The organism is Streptomyces sp. A3M-1-3 (assembly GCF_024213665.1).
In the GTDB taxonomy this organism is placed as follows: Bacteria; Actinomycetota; Actinomycetes; order Streptomycetales; family Streptomycetaceae; genus Streptomyces.
On sequence record NZ_JANAVP010000029.1, the window covers coordinates 54025 to 69856 of the forward strand.

The window sequence follows — 15832 nt, forward strand, 5'->3', positions numbered from 1 at the left end:
CCATGGCGCGTCTCGCCATCGCCTCCTCGTGGTTCAAGCTGTCCACCGGCAGGATCGTCGCCGAACACGCCGCCGTCCGCGGGCACGACGTACGGCCCGTCACGGATCTCGAAGACATCGCGTCGCTGCGTACCGCACTGCTGGGCGCCGACGCGGTCGTGCTCGTACCGAAACGGGGCGACGCGCGCCGCCACACCGAGCAGGCCACCCGCACCGTGCTGCGGGAGGCCGCCCGGGACGGCGCCTCGCCGCATGTCGTACTGCTCAGCTCCTTCGCGGTGGGGCACGGCCCGGCCCACCCCCTCAACCGCACCAGCGGCGCCCTGCTGCCCGGCCGGATCGCCGCCGAACGGGCACTGCGCGGCAGCGGCCTGCCGTACACCGTGGTGCGCGCCACCTGGATGACCGACGATCCGCCCGCGTCCCATGCACTGACACTCAGCCAGGAGCCGTACGTGGACGGCATGGTGGCCCGCGCGGACATCGCGGACACCATCGTCGCCGCCATCGAGTCGCCCGGTGCGCGCCGGACGACTTTCGCGCTGTTCAACGAGCCCGGTGAGCCGCTCACCGACTGGGCCGCGGCCTTCGCGCGGCTGCGCCGCGACACCGACGATGAGGACCTGACGTGACCGAGCTGCCCGCCGCCCAGCACGCCTGGGAGTCGACCTTCCGCACCGACGAGGACGGCCGCCCCCTCGCCCCGCGCTTCCACCGGCTGCTGATGCTGGACGTCGCGGGCGATCCCGCCGCGGCCGACGTGAAGCATCTGGAGTACGCCCTGCGCGCGCTCGAAGAGCAACTCCCCTACGGGCCCGGTGGATTGCTCACCTGCCTGGGATGGGGGCCCGGCTGGTTCGAGAACCACACCCCGGCCCGCTCACCGGTGGCGCGCCCCGTCCCCATGGCCCGCTGGGAGAACCCACGGCTCGAGAGCTTCGACGCCTGCCTGCACCTCGCCTCGGACGACGAGCACACCCTGGCCGAGGTCACCGGGCAGCTCTTCGGCGACGGCCCACTCGACCAGCGGGAGCGGCTGCGGCTCACCGAGACCCGGACCGGTTTCGTCGGGCGGGGCCTGCCCGCGGAACGGCGCCCCGGCGCGGCCATCCCCGACCGGGCACCGCTGATGCTCGGCTTCCACTCCGGGCTGCGCGGCAATCAGGCTCCGGAGGACCGTGTCACCGTCGCCGCCGGGCCGCTCGCCGGCGGCACCACCATGCACGTCAGCTATATCGAGCTGGACGTCGACAGCTGGTACGAGCAGGACCCCGACACCCGCAGCGCGCAGATGTTCTCACCACGGGTGACGGCCGATGAGGCGGAGAAGCTGGTCGACGACGCGAAGAGCGACGCGGACAGTCTGCCGGCCCTGGCCGCGGTCCACGGCCGGGTCGGCCACGCCCAGGCCACCGGCCGCGCCCGGCTGCACGGTGTGCCCCGTATCAACCGCCGGGACTTCGCCACGCTGGACCACGGTTCGCCCGGCACCCACTTCGTGTCGCTCCAGCGCACGATGGAGGACTTCAACGCCACCCGCGCCGTGATGAACGCGGGCGACGCCACCGGCCACCATGCCCGCATCGGCGTCCGCAGGCGCAACGGGATCAACTCCTTCATGGACGTCCGCAGCCGGGCCACCTTCGCCGTGCCCGCGCGCCGCGACCGCGCGTATCCCCTGCTCGGCCACTGAACGGGCCGGGCCTCAGCGCACGTTGCACTGGGGCCGGCCGGGCAGCCGCGCCAGGATGAGCTCCAGGGCCCGCTGGGACGCGGAGCCCGGCTCGGCGCTGAACACCACAGCCCGCTCGCCGGACCCGTCGCAGCACTCGAGCACCGCGGCGGACAGCGTCAGCCGGCCCGCCAGGGGGTGCTCGAACCGGGTGGGATCACCGGCGTCCGGGTGTTCGGCCCCGGCGGGTGCGGGCCGCCGCCACAACTCGGCGAACTCCGGGCTGTCCAGGACGAGATCAGCTATCAGAGCGGTCAGGTCATGGTCCTGGGGATGCTCCCGTGCCGCATGCCGGAGCCGGGCGACCACGTGGGCGGCCTCCTGGTGCCACCGTCCGAAGAGCGACCGGGTCCGCGGGTCGAGGAAGAGCATCCGGGCCAGGTTGGGGCGCAGCCCGGCCCCGGTCCGCAGCCCCGTCCCCTGCCGCGGCCCCGTACCGGTCCGCCGGCCGGGCTCGGCCGGGGAATCGCGCAGATGCCAGGCGAGCAGGGCCCGCCCCGGCGGGTTCCACTCGATGACGTTGAGACGGCGGTCGATGACCACCACCGGCAGCGCGGTCAGCGAGGTGGCGATCCGGCGCATTCCACTGCCGGGCGGCGAGGGGGTGGCCCGCTGCGCGAGCCAGTACAGATGGGCCCGTTGAACGCCGTCGAGCAGCAGAGCCCCGGCGAGTGCTTCGAGCACGGACCGGGAGACGCGCCGGGCTCTGCCCTGCTCGATCCGGGCGTAGTAGTCGGGACTGATCCCGGCGAGCCGCGCCAGCTCCTCGCGGCGCAGACCCGGAACACGGCGGCGCGCGGCGCTGGTCGAGAGCCCGATGTCCTCGGGCCTGACACGGCGGCGCTGGGCGCGCAGGAAGTCTCCTAAGCAGGCAGGCAGGTACATGCTGCCAATTTTCCAACGGCAGCCGCCCCGCACCCAGCCCCCCAGCCTGCCCCTGTCAGTCACCCCTCCGCTTACGGACGGGCACATTCAGTTGGTTTCCCCGTTCCCCAGCAGCGAGCGGAGTGCTTCCTCCGACGCCGAGCCGGATTCGGCCTGGTAGAGGATGACGCACTGGTCCGGTGCGTCGGGCAGGCGGAGCGTCTCGAACGTAAGCGTCAGGCGGCCGACGGCCGGGTGGTGCAGATACCGGGTGCCGTGGGTCTTGTCCCACACCACGTGGCCGGACCACATCTCGGCGAACTCCGGGCTGCCGGCCGAGAGTTTGTGGATCAGCGCGGACAGTCCCGGGTCGTTGGGATAGCGGCCGACCATCACGCGCAGAAAGCCCGCCAGTTCGTGGGCCTCGTCCATCCACACCGGATACAGCTCGCGCGCACCGGGCTCCAGGAAGACCAGTTCGGCGAGGTTGGGGAGTACGTCCCGGCCGTCCGGCCCCTTGAAGTCGATGTGACCGGTGAAGAGCGCGCGGGCCAGCTCGTTCCAGGCCAGGATGTTCATCTGCCGGCCAAGGATGATTGCCGGCCCTTGCCGGTACGCGGCCACCATCCGGGCCACGGCCGGCCGGGCGGACTCGGCCGGTGTCACCACCCGGGAAGCGGGGCCCGCGGTTCCGGCCAGATCGTGCAGATGCGCCCGTTCGTCCGGGCTCAGCCGCAGAGCGGTGGCGAGGGCGTCCAGGACTTCGGGGGAGGCGCTGCGGTTCTGCCCCTGTTCGAGCCTCGTGTAGTAGTTGACACTCACGCGGGCGAGTTGAGCCACCTCTTCGCGCCGCAGCCCGGCCACGCGCCGGTGCTTGCCGTCACCGTCCAGGCCGACGTCCTCGGGCCTGAGTCGAGCGCGTCTCGTCTGGAGGAACCGCCCCAGTTCTGTCCGGAGCGCCCCCGTTGTCCTCTGCACGATGGATCGCCTTTCGGAGTCGCGGCGCACCGGAGATGGCCGCGGAGGTTGTGGTGTCCCGGGTAACGACGGGGCCGCTTCCGTTCCCTCGGCAGGCGGGGGTGTCACGGCGAGGGTGTCCGCGGGTGGGTAGAGCGTCCGCGTGGTCGTCGCGGATCCGTCACCTCGTCAAGCCAGCACAGTCCGCGCGTCAACTCCACGTTCCCCCCAAGGTGAACGGATATCAACTCTGCTGTTCCGGTGAACTGTTTATCTGTCAATCACCGGGATTTGCTGTGTGCGCATCGAACTCGTCTTGGCGGGATCTTATCGAATGGAATGGGCCGCAGTCGACAATTTCGAAGATTAGTACGGTCGGTATGTTCTGGTATCCCCGCATAACAGCCGGTCTGGCGCGGCGCCACATGTCGGTCGGATGCCGGGCGGACAGATCGGCCGGATGCGTCGCGGGGCTGATTCCAGGTGTTGGCCGGGAGGGGGATTCGACGGGACGAACGAGTGTTGAATTCGAAAGCGTTCGTCGCCCTGGAGGGTGTCTCCTCGACGTGTCGGAATGCTCTCAAGTCACGTCCGCGATGCGGAAACGGGAGTTCCTGTACGGGATTCAATCAACGCCGACGCAGGTTCGGCCATTTCCCGGCCCTTGGCGCGGGGCAGTGGCCCGGCGCGGCCGACGTATGCGCGGAGGACGTCGGAGCCGGCCATCGGTGATCGAGGGCTCACCCGGCGGGGACTCGACACCGTGGCTGAGGCGCATCGCCCGCTGGTGCGGCTGCGCGGGAGAAGCAGCTCGCCGCCGCTCTCACTGGCGTCGCGGACGCCGTCTTCTCGGGCACGAGCGGCTACCGGGCACCGGTCCCGATGGAGCGTCTCGCACTTCATCGCCTACCCGGTCGCCGACGGCACACCGCTCAACTTCCTCGCCGTCGTTCCCGACCGTGAGTGGACGGTCGAGTCGTGGTCCACCGAGGGCAGCGCCACCGAACTGTTGCGGGCCCCCGAAGGCTGGCATCCGTTCGTCACCGAGGTCATCCGTGCGGCCGGCCGCCCTGGCCGCTGGGCGCTGGAGGACGCGGTGGTGCTGCCAGGATCCTGGGCGGTACGGACCCGGGCGGGGTGGCGGAGGCCCTGCGCCGCACGGCCTTTGTCCATCCGGATGCCGTGCTGATCGGCTCGGTCGCTTTCGGACCCGGGTGCTCGGGCGGTCCCCCGGAGCTTCCTGGTCGAGGGTCTGAGCGCCATCAGTACGCCGTTCCTGGAGCTCAGCTACACCACGGTCAGCAAGCCCGCGGTCTTCACCGGCCGGGCCGAACCCGAAGGCGAGCACGACCCCAGCTACCGCTACCTGTTCATGCCCCTGCGGACCCACTGAAGCGCGGCCCCGACGGACGCACGGGCGAGCGCGGCCCGCGGTGGCCCTGGCCTGACTGATCGCGCAACCCCAGGTGGTCGCTCCGATCGCGAGCAGCCGGACGCCCGAGCAGCTGGCCGAACTGCTCACGGCGGTCGGGTCGTATCGACGGTGATGTGGCCGTCGTCGAAGGGATCGAATTTGCTGCCAATGTCCGCGCGGTCGACGAGGTGGCGCTGGAGGAGTTCTGCACCACCGTGGCTCCCTGTTTCGGGGCGGCCTACCGGAATCCCCGCCGGGGCTTCTGGTGCAGCCAGGTAGGCAGCTTGGGGCTGGCTACTTCGCGTCGGCATAGCACTCCACCACCGCCGTCGTGAACGGGAACCGCACCGGCGTCTCACCGAAGGTGATCCGCCCGGCCAGATCACCGGCCGCGCGGATCGCCTCCGCGACCGCCTCCGCTTCCTCGGCCGGGCAGTGCACGATCACCTCGTCGTGCTGGAAGAAGACCAGCTCGGCCTTCATGCCGGCGATCGTCCGGCGCAACGCGGCCATCATCAGCAGCGCCCAGTCGGCGGCGCTGCCCTGGACGACGAAGTTCCGGGTGAAGCGGCCCCGGGCGCGGGAATTGCGCGAAGCGTATCCGAGGGTGAACTCCCCCTCCTGCGACGCTGCTTGGTCGTCCTCCTGGGGGATTCCCGCCTCGTCGTCGTCCCCCGATCCCGCCGCGGGCGGGCAGGTGCGGCCCAGCCAGGTCCGTACGAGCCGCCCCTCTTCGCCCGCGCGGGCCGCGTCGTCGACGTACGCCACGGCCCGTGGGAAGCGGCGGCGGAGTGCGGCGAGGTTCTTCAGGCCGTCGCCGGAGGTCTGCCCGTACATCGCGCCCAGCACGGCGATCTTCGCCTTGTCGCGGTCGCCGGAGAACGCCCGGTCCGACACCGCCTTGTAGAGGTCGCCGGGCCGGCCGGCCACCTCCATCAGGCCCGGGTCGCGCGAGATCGCGGCCAGCACCCGCGGCTCCATCTGGTCGGCGTCCGCGACGACGAGGCGCCAGCCCGGATCGGCGACGACGGCCCGCCGGATCACCTTCGGGATCTGCAACGCTCCGCCGCCGTTGGTCGCCCAGCGGCCGGTGACCGTCCCGCCGGGCAGGTACTCGGGTCTGAATCGGCCCTGCCGCACCCAGTTCTGGAGCCATCCCCAGCTGTGTGCCGTGTAGATCCGGTACAGCTTCTTGTACGCGATGAGCGGCGCGACGGCGGGGTGTTCGATTTCTGCCAGCTCCCAGCGCCGGGTGGACTTCACCTTGATGCCTGCTTGGGCGAAGGCTTTGATGACGTCGGCGGCCAATTCGGGCCGTACGCGTCGGCCGAAGGCCGCCGACACCTCGTCCGCCAGCTCGGCCATCCGGCGCGGATCTCCGCCGCCCGCGTACCGCACGCCGAGCAGCTCGTCCAGCAGAGCCCGGTGCACATCGGCCCGCCAGGGCAGGCCGGCCCGGTTCATCTCGGCGGCCACCAGCATCCCCGCCGACTCGGCCGCGGTCAGCAGTCGCATGCGGTCGGGATGCTCGGCGGCGTCGTGACGGCGCTGCTGGTCGGCGTACACCTCGAGCAGCGCTTCGAAGGGGACGGGCACCGGCTGTGGCTCGAACAGGGAGGACTGCGAGGCGGGCTCGGCGGACCGCTGCGGCGGATCGGGCGGTACGGGTGCGTGGCACAGCCGCGCGTAGGCAGCGGCCGCCGAACGGGGCTCGCCGAGCCGGCCCTCGTGGCCGAGCAGCAGCTGCTCGGCGTCCTCGATGTCGTAACACCGCTCGACGCGGACGCCTGCGGCGAGCAGGCGCGGATAGATCTCGTGCGTCGACCGCCAGACCCATCGGGTCGCCGTCGGCCGAGCCCGGACGGCCTCGACCAGGTCGCGCTCGATCCGCACGGGCCCAGCGGGCAGCGCGTCAGCCCCCAGGGGCACGACATGAACCCCTCCCTCGCCCTCGCCGAGGGCCCACCGGTCGCTCATGGTTTCGAGTGTGGCAGCGGGGACTGACAGCGGGGACGAACGCGGGCGCCCCGCACCGCTGAGGTGCGTACCCGCAGGTACGCACCTCAGCGTTCAGCTTCTGGACCGCGGTCAGCTGTGCTTCGGCCGGCCCTTGCCCTGCATGTGGGACGGCGCAGCCTGCGTCTCCGGACGGCCGGGCTGCGTCTCCAGCGACTCGTTGTGCTGCTGGGGTCCACGCTCGGCCGTGTTGCGGGGCTGCTGCTTGTTGCTGCGGTCGCGGTTCTTGTTCTTCGCCATGGTCGTTTCTCCTGAGAGAACTTGGGGGGATGGTGCGTCGTCCCCATGGAAGGGATGACGTTCACCTCCAGTCACCTTCGCAGGACCCGGCCAAGAGCACACTTCGAAGCATCACCCTGCGTGATGACGGCCGGTCAGGCTACCCCCGCGTCACCCGCACGGCGGGCAGCACCGCCACCGTCACCGGCGCGGACAGCCGGGCCAGCGCCGCGCCCAGGCCCGTGAGGCGGCAGTGCCGCGGGCGTTGCGTGAAGTCAGCAGCCCCCGGGGGCCGAACCCCGGGCTCGAACCCCCATGCGAGTAGGGGGAGAGTAACAGCCGCCTCACCCGCCCCAGAGGGCAGCGGCAAGCGGCCTATGCCCCAGCCAACACCTGCGCGTACACCTCCAGCGCGGGACGCGGCCGCCGGCCCAGCAGGGTGGCCAGGTCGCCTCCCGTGGCGTCCATGAAGCCCGCCGAGATCGCCGAGTACGTGCCCACCAGCATGGGCACCTGGAAGGGCTGCGCACCGGACGCGGCGATCGACTCCCGGGCTTCCGCCAGGCTGCCCGGCTCGTACGGGACCGCGAGCGCGGCCGCCAAGTCGGATCCGCCCAGGGCGCGTTCACCGACCAGTTCGTACACCCGCTCCGCGTGCTCGGCGGCCGAGACCGCCACCCGTGCCGCCGCATCGGCCAGGTCCTCGCGCGCCACCGCCGCGAGCCGGCCGGAGCCCAGCGGTGCGGTGATGCGGCCGTCCGGGCCGGGCGGTGCCAGGAGCGCGAGCAGTTCCGCGTACAGACCGTTGCGCAGGATCGTCCAGTCCAGGGCGCTTTCGCGCAGCCGGCGCTCGGTCCAGCGGTGGGGGAGCGCGTACGCCAGGTGGTCACCGGCCGCCGAGAGGCTGGTGTACACGACGTGCCGTACGCCCGCCTGCTCGGCGGCGGAGATCGCCGCCTCGTGCCGGGCGATTACGATGTCGTCCTCGCCGTACCCGGCCGAGATCAGCAGCAGGGTTCCGGCACCCGCGAAGCCGTCCGCCAGCGACGCCGGGTCGTCGAAGTCGATGCGCCGCTCGGCGGGGCCCGGCTGACGGGTGCCCAGGACCACATCCTGCCGTCCCGCGAGCCGCTGTGCGATCAGCCTGCCGAGTCCGCCGCCTGCGCCGGTGACCAGAATCATGGTGGAGCTCTCCCCCGGTGAGTGGTTCCGTTCGGTAACTGCGACCATCCTGGTAGCGGCGGCGCATTCCCGTAAGGAGGCACATCGATGTCAGCAGGGCACATGGCGGTAACCACCGGGCCCGCGCCCGGGCCGGAGCCGGAGCCCGTGGTGAGCTGCGCCCCTCCGCACGACGACTGCGGCATCAGGGATGTCCTGGACCGGCTCGGCGACAAGTGGTCGGTGCTGGTCGTGGTGGAACTCGCGTCGGGCGTACGGAGATTCAAGGAGCTTCAGCGCGCGGTCGACGGCATCTCGCAGCGCATGCTCACTCTCACCGTCCGCCGCCTGGAGCGCGACGGCCTGGTGTCGCGGACCGTGTACCCCACCGTGCCGACGCAGGTCGAGTACGAACTTACCGAGCTGGGCCACAGCCTCACCCACCTCATCAAGGCCCTCGCCGGCTGGTCCCTGGACCACCGCGCCGCCATCGCGGGCGCGCGCCGCGCCTGGGACGAGGCAGCCGGCTGACGGACATGGATACGGGCATGGACAGGGACACGGTCGAGCGGGCCTTCGGGGCCGCGCTGTACGCGCACGACGACACCGGGCTGGACACGGGCGCGTCGCTGCTCGCCGCCGATCCGGCGCGCTGGCCGGACATCGGTCGCGAGGTGCTGCGGCGAGGCGAGGGGTTCGTACGGCAGGCGTGGGAGCGCGGCTGGCAGCCGGCCGACGTCGCACGCCTGGTCCGGCGCGACCTCGACGACCGGCATGTCCGGCTCGTCGCCGACCTGATCGCCGCCGAGGGCCGCCGGTACGCCAGGCTTCCGCCCCGCTGGTCCGGGCAGCTCGGCGAACTCGACGCCGAGGTGTGGTGGGGGAACGACGGCGAGTACGCGAACGCCCTCGCCCGGCGCGAGTCCGCCGACCGGTTCTCGCTGGCCACCGCGCTGCTGGAGCTGCTGCGGCTGCTCATCCGGCTGCCCTCGATCGAGCCGGTCGGCCCGGTTCCGGGCGACCCGCTGCACGTACCGCCGCCGGCGCACGACGAGCCGCGCATGCTCACCCGGATCCGGGCGCTGCTCGCCAAGGCGGAGGCGACGGAGTACCCGGAGGAGGCGGAGGCGCTCAGCGGCAAGGCGCAGGAACTGATGGCCCGGCACAGCATCGACGAGGCGGTGCTGGCGGCGGCCCGCGGCGGTACGAAGGATGCGCCGGGCGCCTGCCGGATCGGGGTCGACGCCCCGTACGAGGAGGCCAAGGCGGTACTGCTGGACGCGGTGGCCTCGGCGAACCGCTGCCGCGCGGTGTGGAACAGCGCGTTCGGGTTCTCCACGGTCGTCGGCTTCGTGGGCGACCTGGACGCGGTCGAACTCCTCTATACGTCCCTACTCGTGCAGGGCACGACGGCGATGACCCGCGCGGAGGCCGGCCAGCGGGCGGGCGGCCGCAAGCGGACCAAGACGTTCCGCCAGTCGTTCCTCCTGGCGTACGCGACCCGCGTGGGCCAGCGCCTGGCCGCCGTAACGGAACACGTAACCGAGGAGGCGTCCGGATCGCTCGTCCCGGTGCTGGCGGCACGGGAGGTGGCGGTCGCGGACCGCGCGGAGCGGATGTTCCCGCGGACGACAACAACGAGGCTGCGCGGAGCGACGGACCGGGACGGCTGGACCCACGGCACGGCAGCAGCAAACAACGCCCAAATGCCCCCCAAAACCCCCCACCCCCGCCTCCACCCCCCAGCCTGAGGCCGACAACACCGCCCCGCCGTGAGGCCAGGGGTAAGCCGTGGCAGGTCCGGCGGCAGCGCCGCCTACGGCCCGCCCCGCGAGGCCAGGCGCCCGCGGCGCGAAGCTGCCGCGCGCCTGCCCCCCAGTTTCGGGAGGGGGTGGGGCAGGGGACCGTCGGCTCACCGCCGCCCCGGCCCGGCCGGCGGCAGCGCCGCCTACGGCGTGCCCCGCGTGGCCCGCGGGGCGGGGCGCGGTGCCGGCGGCGCGAAGCTGCCGCGTCGCCGGGGGCTGGGGGCTTGCCCCCAGTTTCGGGAAGGTGGGGGTCCCCCCGGACGGAGTCTGGGGGAGGGTCAGGGGAAAGCCCCGCGCCCGCCGCCCCGGGCGCCCCGCGATGCGCGGCGCCCGCGGCGCGTAACTGCCGCGCCGCCGTGGCCTGGGCCCCGGACGTCAGGTCACGGCGTCGGGAAGCCCGACGGCAGCTCGGTCGGGATGTCCGACGGCAGGCCGGCCCCCGGCTGGTCTCCCGTCCGGGTGAACGTCTCCTTCAGGCCCGCGCTCCACGAGACCGCCAGCGTCTCGCCGTCACCCGCCTCGAGCGTCCCACTCGTGCGATCCGTGTTCCCGTCCAGGCACTTGAGCGTCAGCGTCAGCGTCTGCTCCGCGACCGTCCCGGTGCACACATGCTCACCGGCCAGCGCGACCTGCTTGCCGTCGATGGCCATCACCACCGTCTTGCCGCCGGTGGTCGAGACCCAACTGCCGTCGACACCGCCAGGCTTCGTCTCCCCGCCGCCGGACGGGGCACTGGGCTGGGCGGTGCCGCCGGCGCTGTCCTTGCCCTTGTCCTTGCCCGAGTCGCCGCCGCCGTCACTGTCGCCGCTGCTGCAGCCGGTCAGTACAAGCGCTCCGGCAAGGGCCGCCGCGACGGCCGTGGTGCGTACGTGCGTGAACACTGGACTCCCCCTGTATCGGTTGGCAACGCGCCAAGCTACCAGGAGGACTTGCGCACTCCGGGGAGGAATCCGGCGTGTGCCTCCTCACGCACCCGGACCCGGGACAGCCCGAACTTCCGGAGGTGTCCGCGGGGCCGGCCGTCCACGCTGTCGCGGTTGCGGACCCGCGTGGCGCTCGCGTCGCGCGGCTGGCGCCGCAACTCCTCCAGCGCCGCCTGCCGTTCGGCAGCCGGCGTGGCGGGACTGCGCAGCAGTTCCTTCAGCTCGGCGCGCCGGGCCGCGTACCGCTCGACGATGACCTTCCGCTTCTCGTTCTTCGCGATCTTGCTCTTCTTGGCCATCAGACCTTCACTCCCCGCGCGCGGATCCGGGACACCGCGGCCTCGATGCCGATGGTGTCGATCGTCTTGATCGCCTTGGCCGACAGCGTCAGCCGGACGTACCGGCCCTCGCTCGCCAGCCAGTAGCGCTTGCGCTGGATGTTGGGGTCGAAGCGGCGGGACGTTCGCCGGTGGGAGTGGGAGATCTGGTTGCCGAAGCCCGGCTTGGCGCCGGTCAGCTGGCAGTGGGCGGACAAGAGCGATGCACCTCTTTCGTTCCGTCGTCGGAGTTCAGGGGCTCAGGAGTTGAGTTTGAACATGGAAACCATTTCCATATACTAGCTCACATGGCCCGCAACGAACTCCGCCCGATCATCAAGCTCAGGTCCACAGCCGGGACCGGCTACACGTACGTCACCCGCAAGAACCGCCGTAACGACCCCGACCGACTGACCTTGCGCAAGTACGACCCGGTCGCCGGCCGGCACGTCGACTTCCGCGAAGAGCGCTAGAAGAGCGCCTGCAGAGCGCAAAGGAGACCCGCAGAGATGCAGACCGGAATCCACCCCGCGTACGGCCCCGTCGTCTTCCGCGACAAGGCCGCCGACTTCGCCTTCCTCACCCGTTCGACCGCCACCAGCGACAAGACGGTCGAGTGGGAGGACGGCAACACGTACCCCGTCATCGACGTCGAGATCTCCTCGGCGAGCCACCCCTTCTATACGGGTACGGCACGCGTCCTCGACACCGCCGGACGCGTCGAGCGCTTCGAGCGCCGCTACGGGCGGAGCCGGGGATGAAGCTGCCCGTCGTGATCGTCTGCGGGCTGCACTCGGATGCCCGCAACGAGGTGGTGGAGCGGCTGCTGAGCACCGTGCCCGGCAGCGTCGCGCTGCACCACGACCTCTCCACGGCAGCACAGGGCACCGTGCGGCGCACGGTCCGCGACGCGCTCGGCGAGCGGGACGCCGGCGAGGCTCCGCTGGTCAACGACTGCGCGTGCTGTGCGCTGCGCGAGGACCTGGTCCCGGAGCTGGTACGGCTGGCCGACGGGGGCCAGACCCGGCTGGCCGTCGTCGAGCTCTGGGACTCGGTAGAGCCGAAGGCTATGGCCGAGGTCGTCGTCGCGCACGGCGGCGACGTACTGGACCTCACCAATGTGATGACCGCCGTCGACCCCGCGCTGCTCCTGCCGTACCTCGGCTGCGGCGACGACCTCGCCGAGGCCGGGCTCGCGGCGGCCGCCACCGACCAGCGCACGGTGGGGGACACCTGGGCGCGCCAGCTGGAGTACGCGCCGGTGCTCGCCGTCGTCGAAAGCGACGAGGCCGACGAGGCGGACGCGGCGCTGCTCGCGCAGCTCCACCCGACCGCGCGCCGAGTGGCGGCCGGCTCCGGCGAGCTGGCCGAGGCCGCCTTCTCCCCCAGACTCCGTCCGGGAGGTGCCCCCAGCTTCGACGTGGAGGCAGCCGCGGCCCGCCAGCACCCGGCCTGCGCGCTGTTGCCGCAGGAGGCGGACGAGTCGGGCGTCGGTACGTTGGTGTGGCACCGCCGCAGGCCCTTCCACCCGGAGCGGCTCTACTCCGCGCTGGAGGACCTGACCTGCGCCGCCGCCCGCAGCCGCGGCCGGTTCTGGCTCGCCGACCGGCCGGACACGCTGCTGGCCTGGGACGCGGCGGGCGGGGCGCTGTGCGTAGAGAACGCCGGGCCGTGGCTCGCCTCGCTGCCCGACGCCGCCTGGGAGCTGGTGCCCGCCGTACGCCGGGCCGCCGCCGCGCTCGACTGGCACCCCGAACACGGCGACTGCTGCCAGCACCTCGTCTTCACCTCGCCCGGCCTCGACCGGGAGGGGCTGGGGCAGCTCCTGGACTCGTGCCTGCTGACCGACGCGGAGTACGCGGCCGGGCCCGAGGCGTGGAAGCGCCTGCCCCCGGCGTTCGACTCCCTGCTCGACCCCGTTTCGTAACCCCCGCATCCATTGCAAGAGGAGAACCCATGGCCCGTCGCCACGACCCCCGCAAGCCGCTGAAGGCCCGCCCCAACCCACTGGACGCGGCCGGGATCACGTACATCGACTACAAGGACACCGATCTGCTGCGGAAGTTCATCTCGGACCGCGGGAAGATCCGCAGCCGCCGGGTTACGCGGATCACGGCCCAGCAGCAGCGGCAGCTGGCGCGGGCGGTGAAGAACGCGCGGGAGATGGGGCTGCTGCCGTACTCGTCCTCGGCCCGCTGAGGGCAGTTGTCGCCGGCGAAAGGGATCCGAAACGGCTCGGGGCGCGTCTGAGTAACGAAGACGCCACCCGCCGTGCACGTGCATCTGCCCATGCAGGCGCACGTGAACACAGCTATGATCCGGTGCAGTCGACATCTGCACGATCGGGAGCGAGCTGTGGACCACGCGTACAACGGCATGGCAGCCACAGAGCTCGACGGGGTCGTCTGGCAGAAGAGCCGGCACAGCAACTCCCAGGGATCGTGCGTGGAGTTCGCGAAGCTGCCGGGCGGGAATGTGGCGGTCCGTAACTCACGCCATCCGGAGGGGCCCGCGCTCGTCTACACCCCGGCCGAGATAGAGGCGATGCTGCTCGGCATCAAGGACGGGGAGTTCGACCACCTCGTCGGAGGCCGGAAGCCGGAAGCCGAAAGCCAAAGGTCGGAAGTCGGCAGCTGGAGGGCCGGCGGCTGAAAGGCCGGCAGCCGAGGCTGCCGGCCTACTTGTCCTGCAGGCGGAAGAGCGCCCAGACGACCTTGCCGCTGAGCCGGCCCGCCAGCGGGTGCCACCCCCAGCTGTCACTGAACGAATCCACCAGGAACAGCCCCCGCCCCGACTCGGCGGAGCTGTTCGTCTCGGTGGAGTACGGCGCGTCGCCCGCGGCCGGACTCTGGTCGCTGGGATCGCGTACCGCGCACACCAGCCGGGTCGTCCAGCGCATCAGATGCAGCCGTACCGGCGGGTCCTGGTCGTGGTCGCGCGGGGTGTCGGCGGGCAGGGCGTGCCGCAGTGCGTTGGTGACGAGTTCGGAGACGACCAGCGCGACATCGTCGAACCGCTCGTCGAGACCCCACTGGCCCAGTGTCGACTGCGTGAACTTCCGTGCCCCGCGCACCGCTTCGTAGCGGGCGGGCAGAGCGCACGACGCCGAACCCGACACAGCCGAAGGGTCGATCGGAGGAAGCCCCTGCCTTAACGGCTCGAGCATGGTCGATCCATTCGTCCCCATGCGAGGCTCCCGGGATTCGCGGCCGTAGCGATACTGCGGTGGGTACAGCGTCAACACGAACGAGCACGCAGGTGCGCGGGGACCATGGTTCCGAATGCGCACGGCGGATGCAAGGGCAGATGCACGTGCACGCGCCGGACCTGTCCGGCCCCGTGCCGGTTCTTGCTCATATATTCCTCATGGTTCTCTGAGGGTCTTCTGCCGCGCTCTTCATTTCCGTAACCGAATGAGTACGGGCTGAAGCGTTTTGATGGCAGACTGCGGGACTTGGGGTCCGGGGGTGCCCCCACGCACACACCGTCGGATGGGGAGGGTTGGAAACGTGACCGCAGGCGAGTCCAGTGGCTCTGTGGTGCGGCGCATCCTCCTGGGATCACAGCTCAGGCGACTGCGCGAATCCCGTGGCATTACCCGTGAGGCGGCCGGTTACTCGATCCGCGCATCCGAATCGAAGATCAGCCGCATGGAGTTGGGACGGGTGAGCTTCAAGGCCAGGGATGTCGAGGACCTCCTGACGCTCTACGGAGTCAGCGACGAAGCGGAACGCGCATCCCTGCTCGGCCTGGCGCGCGAGGCCAACGTGGCGGGCTGGTGGCACAGCTACGGCGACGTACTGCCCGGCTGGTTCCAGACGTACATCGGCCTGGAGGGAGCGGCCTCGCTCATCCGGATCTACGAGGTGCAGTTCGTCCACGGCCTGTTGCAGACCGAGGCGTACGCACACGCCGTCGTCAGCCGAGGCATCCCCGACGCCCCCAAGGCGGAGATCGAGCGCCGTGTCGCGCTCCGGCTGGAGCGGCAGAAGGTACTGGTCTCGGAGCGCGCCCCGCGCTTCCACGCCGTACTCGACGAGGCCGCGCTGCGCCGGCCGTACGGCGACCGGTCGGTGATGCGGGGGCAGTTGGAGCATCTCATCGAGATCTCCGAGCGGCCCAACATCACGCTGCAGGTGATGCCGTTCAGTTTCGGCGGGCACGCGGGCGAGGGCGGTGCCTTCACCATGCTGCGCTTCCCCGAGTCCGATCTGCAGGACCTGGTCTATCTGGAGCAGCTGACGAGCGCCCTGTATCTCGACAAGGCCGAGGAGGTCGCCCTGTACGAACGGGTGATGAAGCGGCTCCAGCTGGACAGCCCGGATCCCGACGGCGCGCGGGATTTGCTTCGCGGTCTACTCCAACTCTCCTGACGCACAAGTACGATGAGGGATCATCAGGCACGTGCATCCGAAGTAGCAGCC

Annotated in this window: 20 protein-coding genes; 11 read left to right on the forward strand and 9 right to left on the reverse strand. The window is 71.3% G+C overall.

What is annotated here, in order from left to right:
- Window positions 1-2: 2 nt before the first annotated feature.
- Together NLX86_RS27215 and NLX86_RS27220 are read left to right on the forward strand one after the other, a co-directional pair.
- Window positions 3-632, forward strand: coding sequence for an NAD(P)-binding oxidoreductase (locus tag NLX86_RS27215; protein ID WP_254374445.1), 630 nt, complete (start codon window positions 3-5; stop codon window positions 630-632).
- Window positions 629-1693 (forward strand): hypothetical protein, encoded by a 1065-nt coding sequence (locus NLX86_RS27220; RefSeq protein WP_254374446.1) that lies wholly within the window; start codon window positions 629-631, stop codon window positions 1691-1693. Before NLX86_RS27215 ends, NLX86_RS27220 begins: the two co-directional genes overlap by 4 nt.
- 12 nt (window positions 1694-1705) lie before the next feature.
- Here the strand turns inward: NLX86_RS27220 and NLX86_RS27225 are convergent, their stop codons facing one another.
- Both NLX86_RS27225 and NLX86_RS27230 read right to left on the reverse strand, forming a co-directional pair.
- Window positions 1706-2617 carry a helix-turn-helix domain-containing protein gene (locus NLX86_RS27225; protein WP_254374447.1) on the reverse strand — a complete coding sequence of 304 codons (912 nt, stop codon included), beginning with the start codon at window positions 2615-2617 and terminating at the stop codon, window positions 1706-1708.
- Window positions 2618-2704: 87 nt separating this feature from the next.
- A complete protein-coding gene (locus tag NLX86_RS27230; RefSeq protein WP_254374448.1) occupies window positions 2705-3574 on the reverse strand; it encodes a helix-turn-helix transcriptional regulator in 870 nt (289 codons plus the stop codon).
- A gap of 742 nt (window positions 3575-4316) precedes the next feature.
- Here NLX86_RS27230 and NLX86_RS27235 point away from each other — a divergent pair.
- The gene (locus NLX86_RS27235; protein WP_254374449.1) at window positions 4317-4742 is read left to right on the forward strand and encodes a hypothetical protein; all 426 of its coding nucleotides are present in this window, start codon (window positions 4317-4319) and stop codon (window positions 4740-4742) included.
- Window positions 4743-5261: 519 nt separating this feature from the next.
- On the opposite strand, the gene NLX86_RS27240 is transcribed toward NLX86_RS27235, so the two are convergent.
- The 3 genes from NLX86_RS27240 to NLX86_RS27250 form a co-directional block, all read right to left on the reverse strand.
- Window positions 5262-6944 (reverse strand): bifunctional 3'-5' exonuclease/DNA polymerase, encoded by a 1683-nt coding sequence (locus tag NLX86_RS27240; RefSeq protein ID WP_254374450.1) that lies wholly within the window; start codon window positions 6942-6944, stop codon window positions 5262-5264.
- 111 nt (window positions 6945-7055) lie between these two features.
- Window positions 7056-7223 (reverse strand): hypothetical protein, encoded by a 168-nt coding sequence (locus NLX86_RS27245; RefSeq protein WP_254374451.1) that lies wholly within the window; start codon window positions 7221-7223, stop codon window positions 7056-7058.
- Between the two features lie 354 nt (window positions 7224-7577).
- Window positions 7578-8384, reverse strand: a complete 807-nt coding sequence (locus NLX86_RS27250; protein ID WP_254374452.1) for an NAD(P)H-binding protein — start codon at window positions 8382-8384, stop codon at window positions 7578-7580.
- A gap of 87 nt (window positions 8385-8471) precedes the next feature.
- Here NLX86_RS27250 and NLX86_RS27255 point away from each other — a divergent pair, with 87 nt between their 5' ends.
- Together NLX86_RS27255 and NLX86_RS27260 are read left to right on the forward strand one after the other, a co-directional pair.
- Window positions 8472-8894: a helix-turn-helix domain-containing protein gene (locus NLX86_RS27255; RefSeq protein WP_254374453.1), complete on the forward strand. Its 423-nt coding sequence runs from the start codon at window positions 8472-8474 to the stop codon at window positions 8892-8894.
- A gap of 17 nt (window positions 8895-8911) precedes the next feature.
- Window positions 8912-10114: a DUF2786 domain-containing protein gene (locus NLX86_RS27260; RefSeq protein WP_254374454.1), complete on the forward strand. Its 1203-nt coding sequence runs from the start codon at window positions 8912-8914 to the stop codon at window positions 10112-10114.
- 434 nt (window positions 10115-10548) lie between these two features.
- Here the strand turns inward: NLX86_RS27260 and NLX86_RS27265 are convergent, their stop codons facing one another.
- Genes NLX86_RS27265 through rpmB form a run of 3 tightly spaced genes read right to left on the reverse strand, consistent with a single transcriptional unit; the run spans window position 10549 to window position 11626 of the window.
- Entirely contained in the window at window positions 10549-11049 is a 501-nt protein-coding gene (locus tag NLX86_RS27265; RefSeq protein ID WP_254374455.1) for a hypothetical protein, read from the reverse strand.
- Window positions 11050-11084: 35 nt separating this feature from the next.
- The gene (rpsN, locus tag NLX86_RS27270) at window positions 11085-11390 is read right to left on the reverse strand and encodes a 30S ribosomal protein S14 (RefSeq protein WP_254374456.1); all 306 of its coding nucleotides are present in this window, start codon (window positions 11388-11390) and stop codon (window positions 11085-11087) included.
- Window positions 11390-11626, reverse strand: a complete 237-nt coding sequence (rpmB, locus tag NLX86_RS27275) for a 50S ribosomal protein L28 (RefSeq protein WP_254374457.1) — start codon at window positions 11624-11626, stop codon at window positions 11390-11392. The genes rpsN and rpmB overlap by 1 nt, the downstream gene beginning before the upstream one ends.
- A 90-nt stretch (window positions 11627-11716) precedes the next feature.
- Here rpmB and rpmG point away from each other — a divergent pair, with 90 nt between their 5' ends.
- From rpmG to NLX86_RS27300, 5 genes are all read left to right on the forward strand, one after another.
- A complete protein-coding gene (gene rpmG, locus NLX86_RS27280; RefSeq protein WP_017949758.1) occupies window positions 11717-11881 on the forward strand; it encodes a 50S ribosomal protein L33 in 165 nt (54 codons plus the stop codon).
- Window positions 11882-11917: 36 nt separating this feature from the next.
- A complete protein-coding gene (locus NLX86_RS27285; RefSeq protein WP_254374458.1) occupies window positions 11918-12169 on the forward strand; it encodes a type B 50S ribosomal protein L31 in 252 nt (83 codons plus the stop codon).
- Complete coding sequence (locus tag NLX86_RS27290) at window positions 12166-13335, forward strand: GTP-binding protein (protein ID WP_254374459.1); 1170 nt, start codon at window positions 12166-12168, stop codon at window positions 13333-13335. Before NLX86_RS27285 ends, NLX86_RS27290 begins: the two co-directional genes overlap by 4 nt.
- A 29-nt stretch (window positions 13336-13364) precedes the next feature.
- On the forward strand, window positions 13365-13607 hold the full coding sequence (gene rpsR / locus NLX86_RS27295; protein ID WP_254374460.1) for a 30S ribosomal protein S18: 243 nt from the start codon (window positions 13365-13367) through the stop codon (window positions 13605-13607).
- Window positions 13608-13763: 156 nt separating this feature from the next.
- A complete protein-coding gene (locus NLX86_RS27300; protein WP_254374461.1) occupies window positions 13764-14060 on the forward strand; it encodes a DUF397 domain-containing protein in 297 nt (98 codons plus the stop codon).
- Between the two features lie 25 nt (window positions 14061-14085).
- Here NLX86_RS27300 and NLX86_RS27305 read toward each other — a convergent pair whose 3' ends face one another.
- Window positions 14086-14595: an ATP-binding protein gene (locus NLX86_RS27305; protein ID WP_254374462.1), complete on the reverse strand. Its 510-nt coding sequence runs from the start codon at window positions 14593-14595 to the stop codon at window positions 14086-14088.
- A gap of 322 nt (window positions 14596-14917) precedes the next feature.
- On the opposite strand from NLX86_RS27305, the gene NLX86_RS27310 reads away from it, so the two are divergent.
- Entirely contained in the window at window positions 14918-15781 is an 864-nt protein-coding gene (locus NLX86_RS27310; protein WP_254374463.1) for a helix-turn-helix transcriptional regulator, read from the forward strand.
- Window positions 15782-15832: the final 51 nt, after the last annotated feature.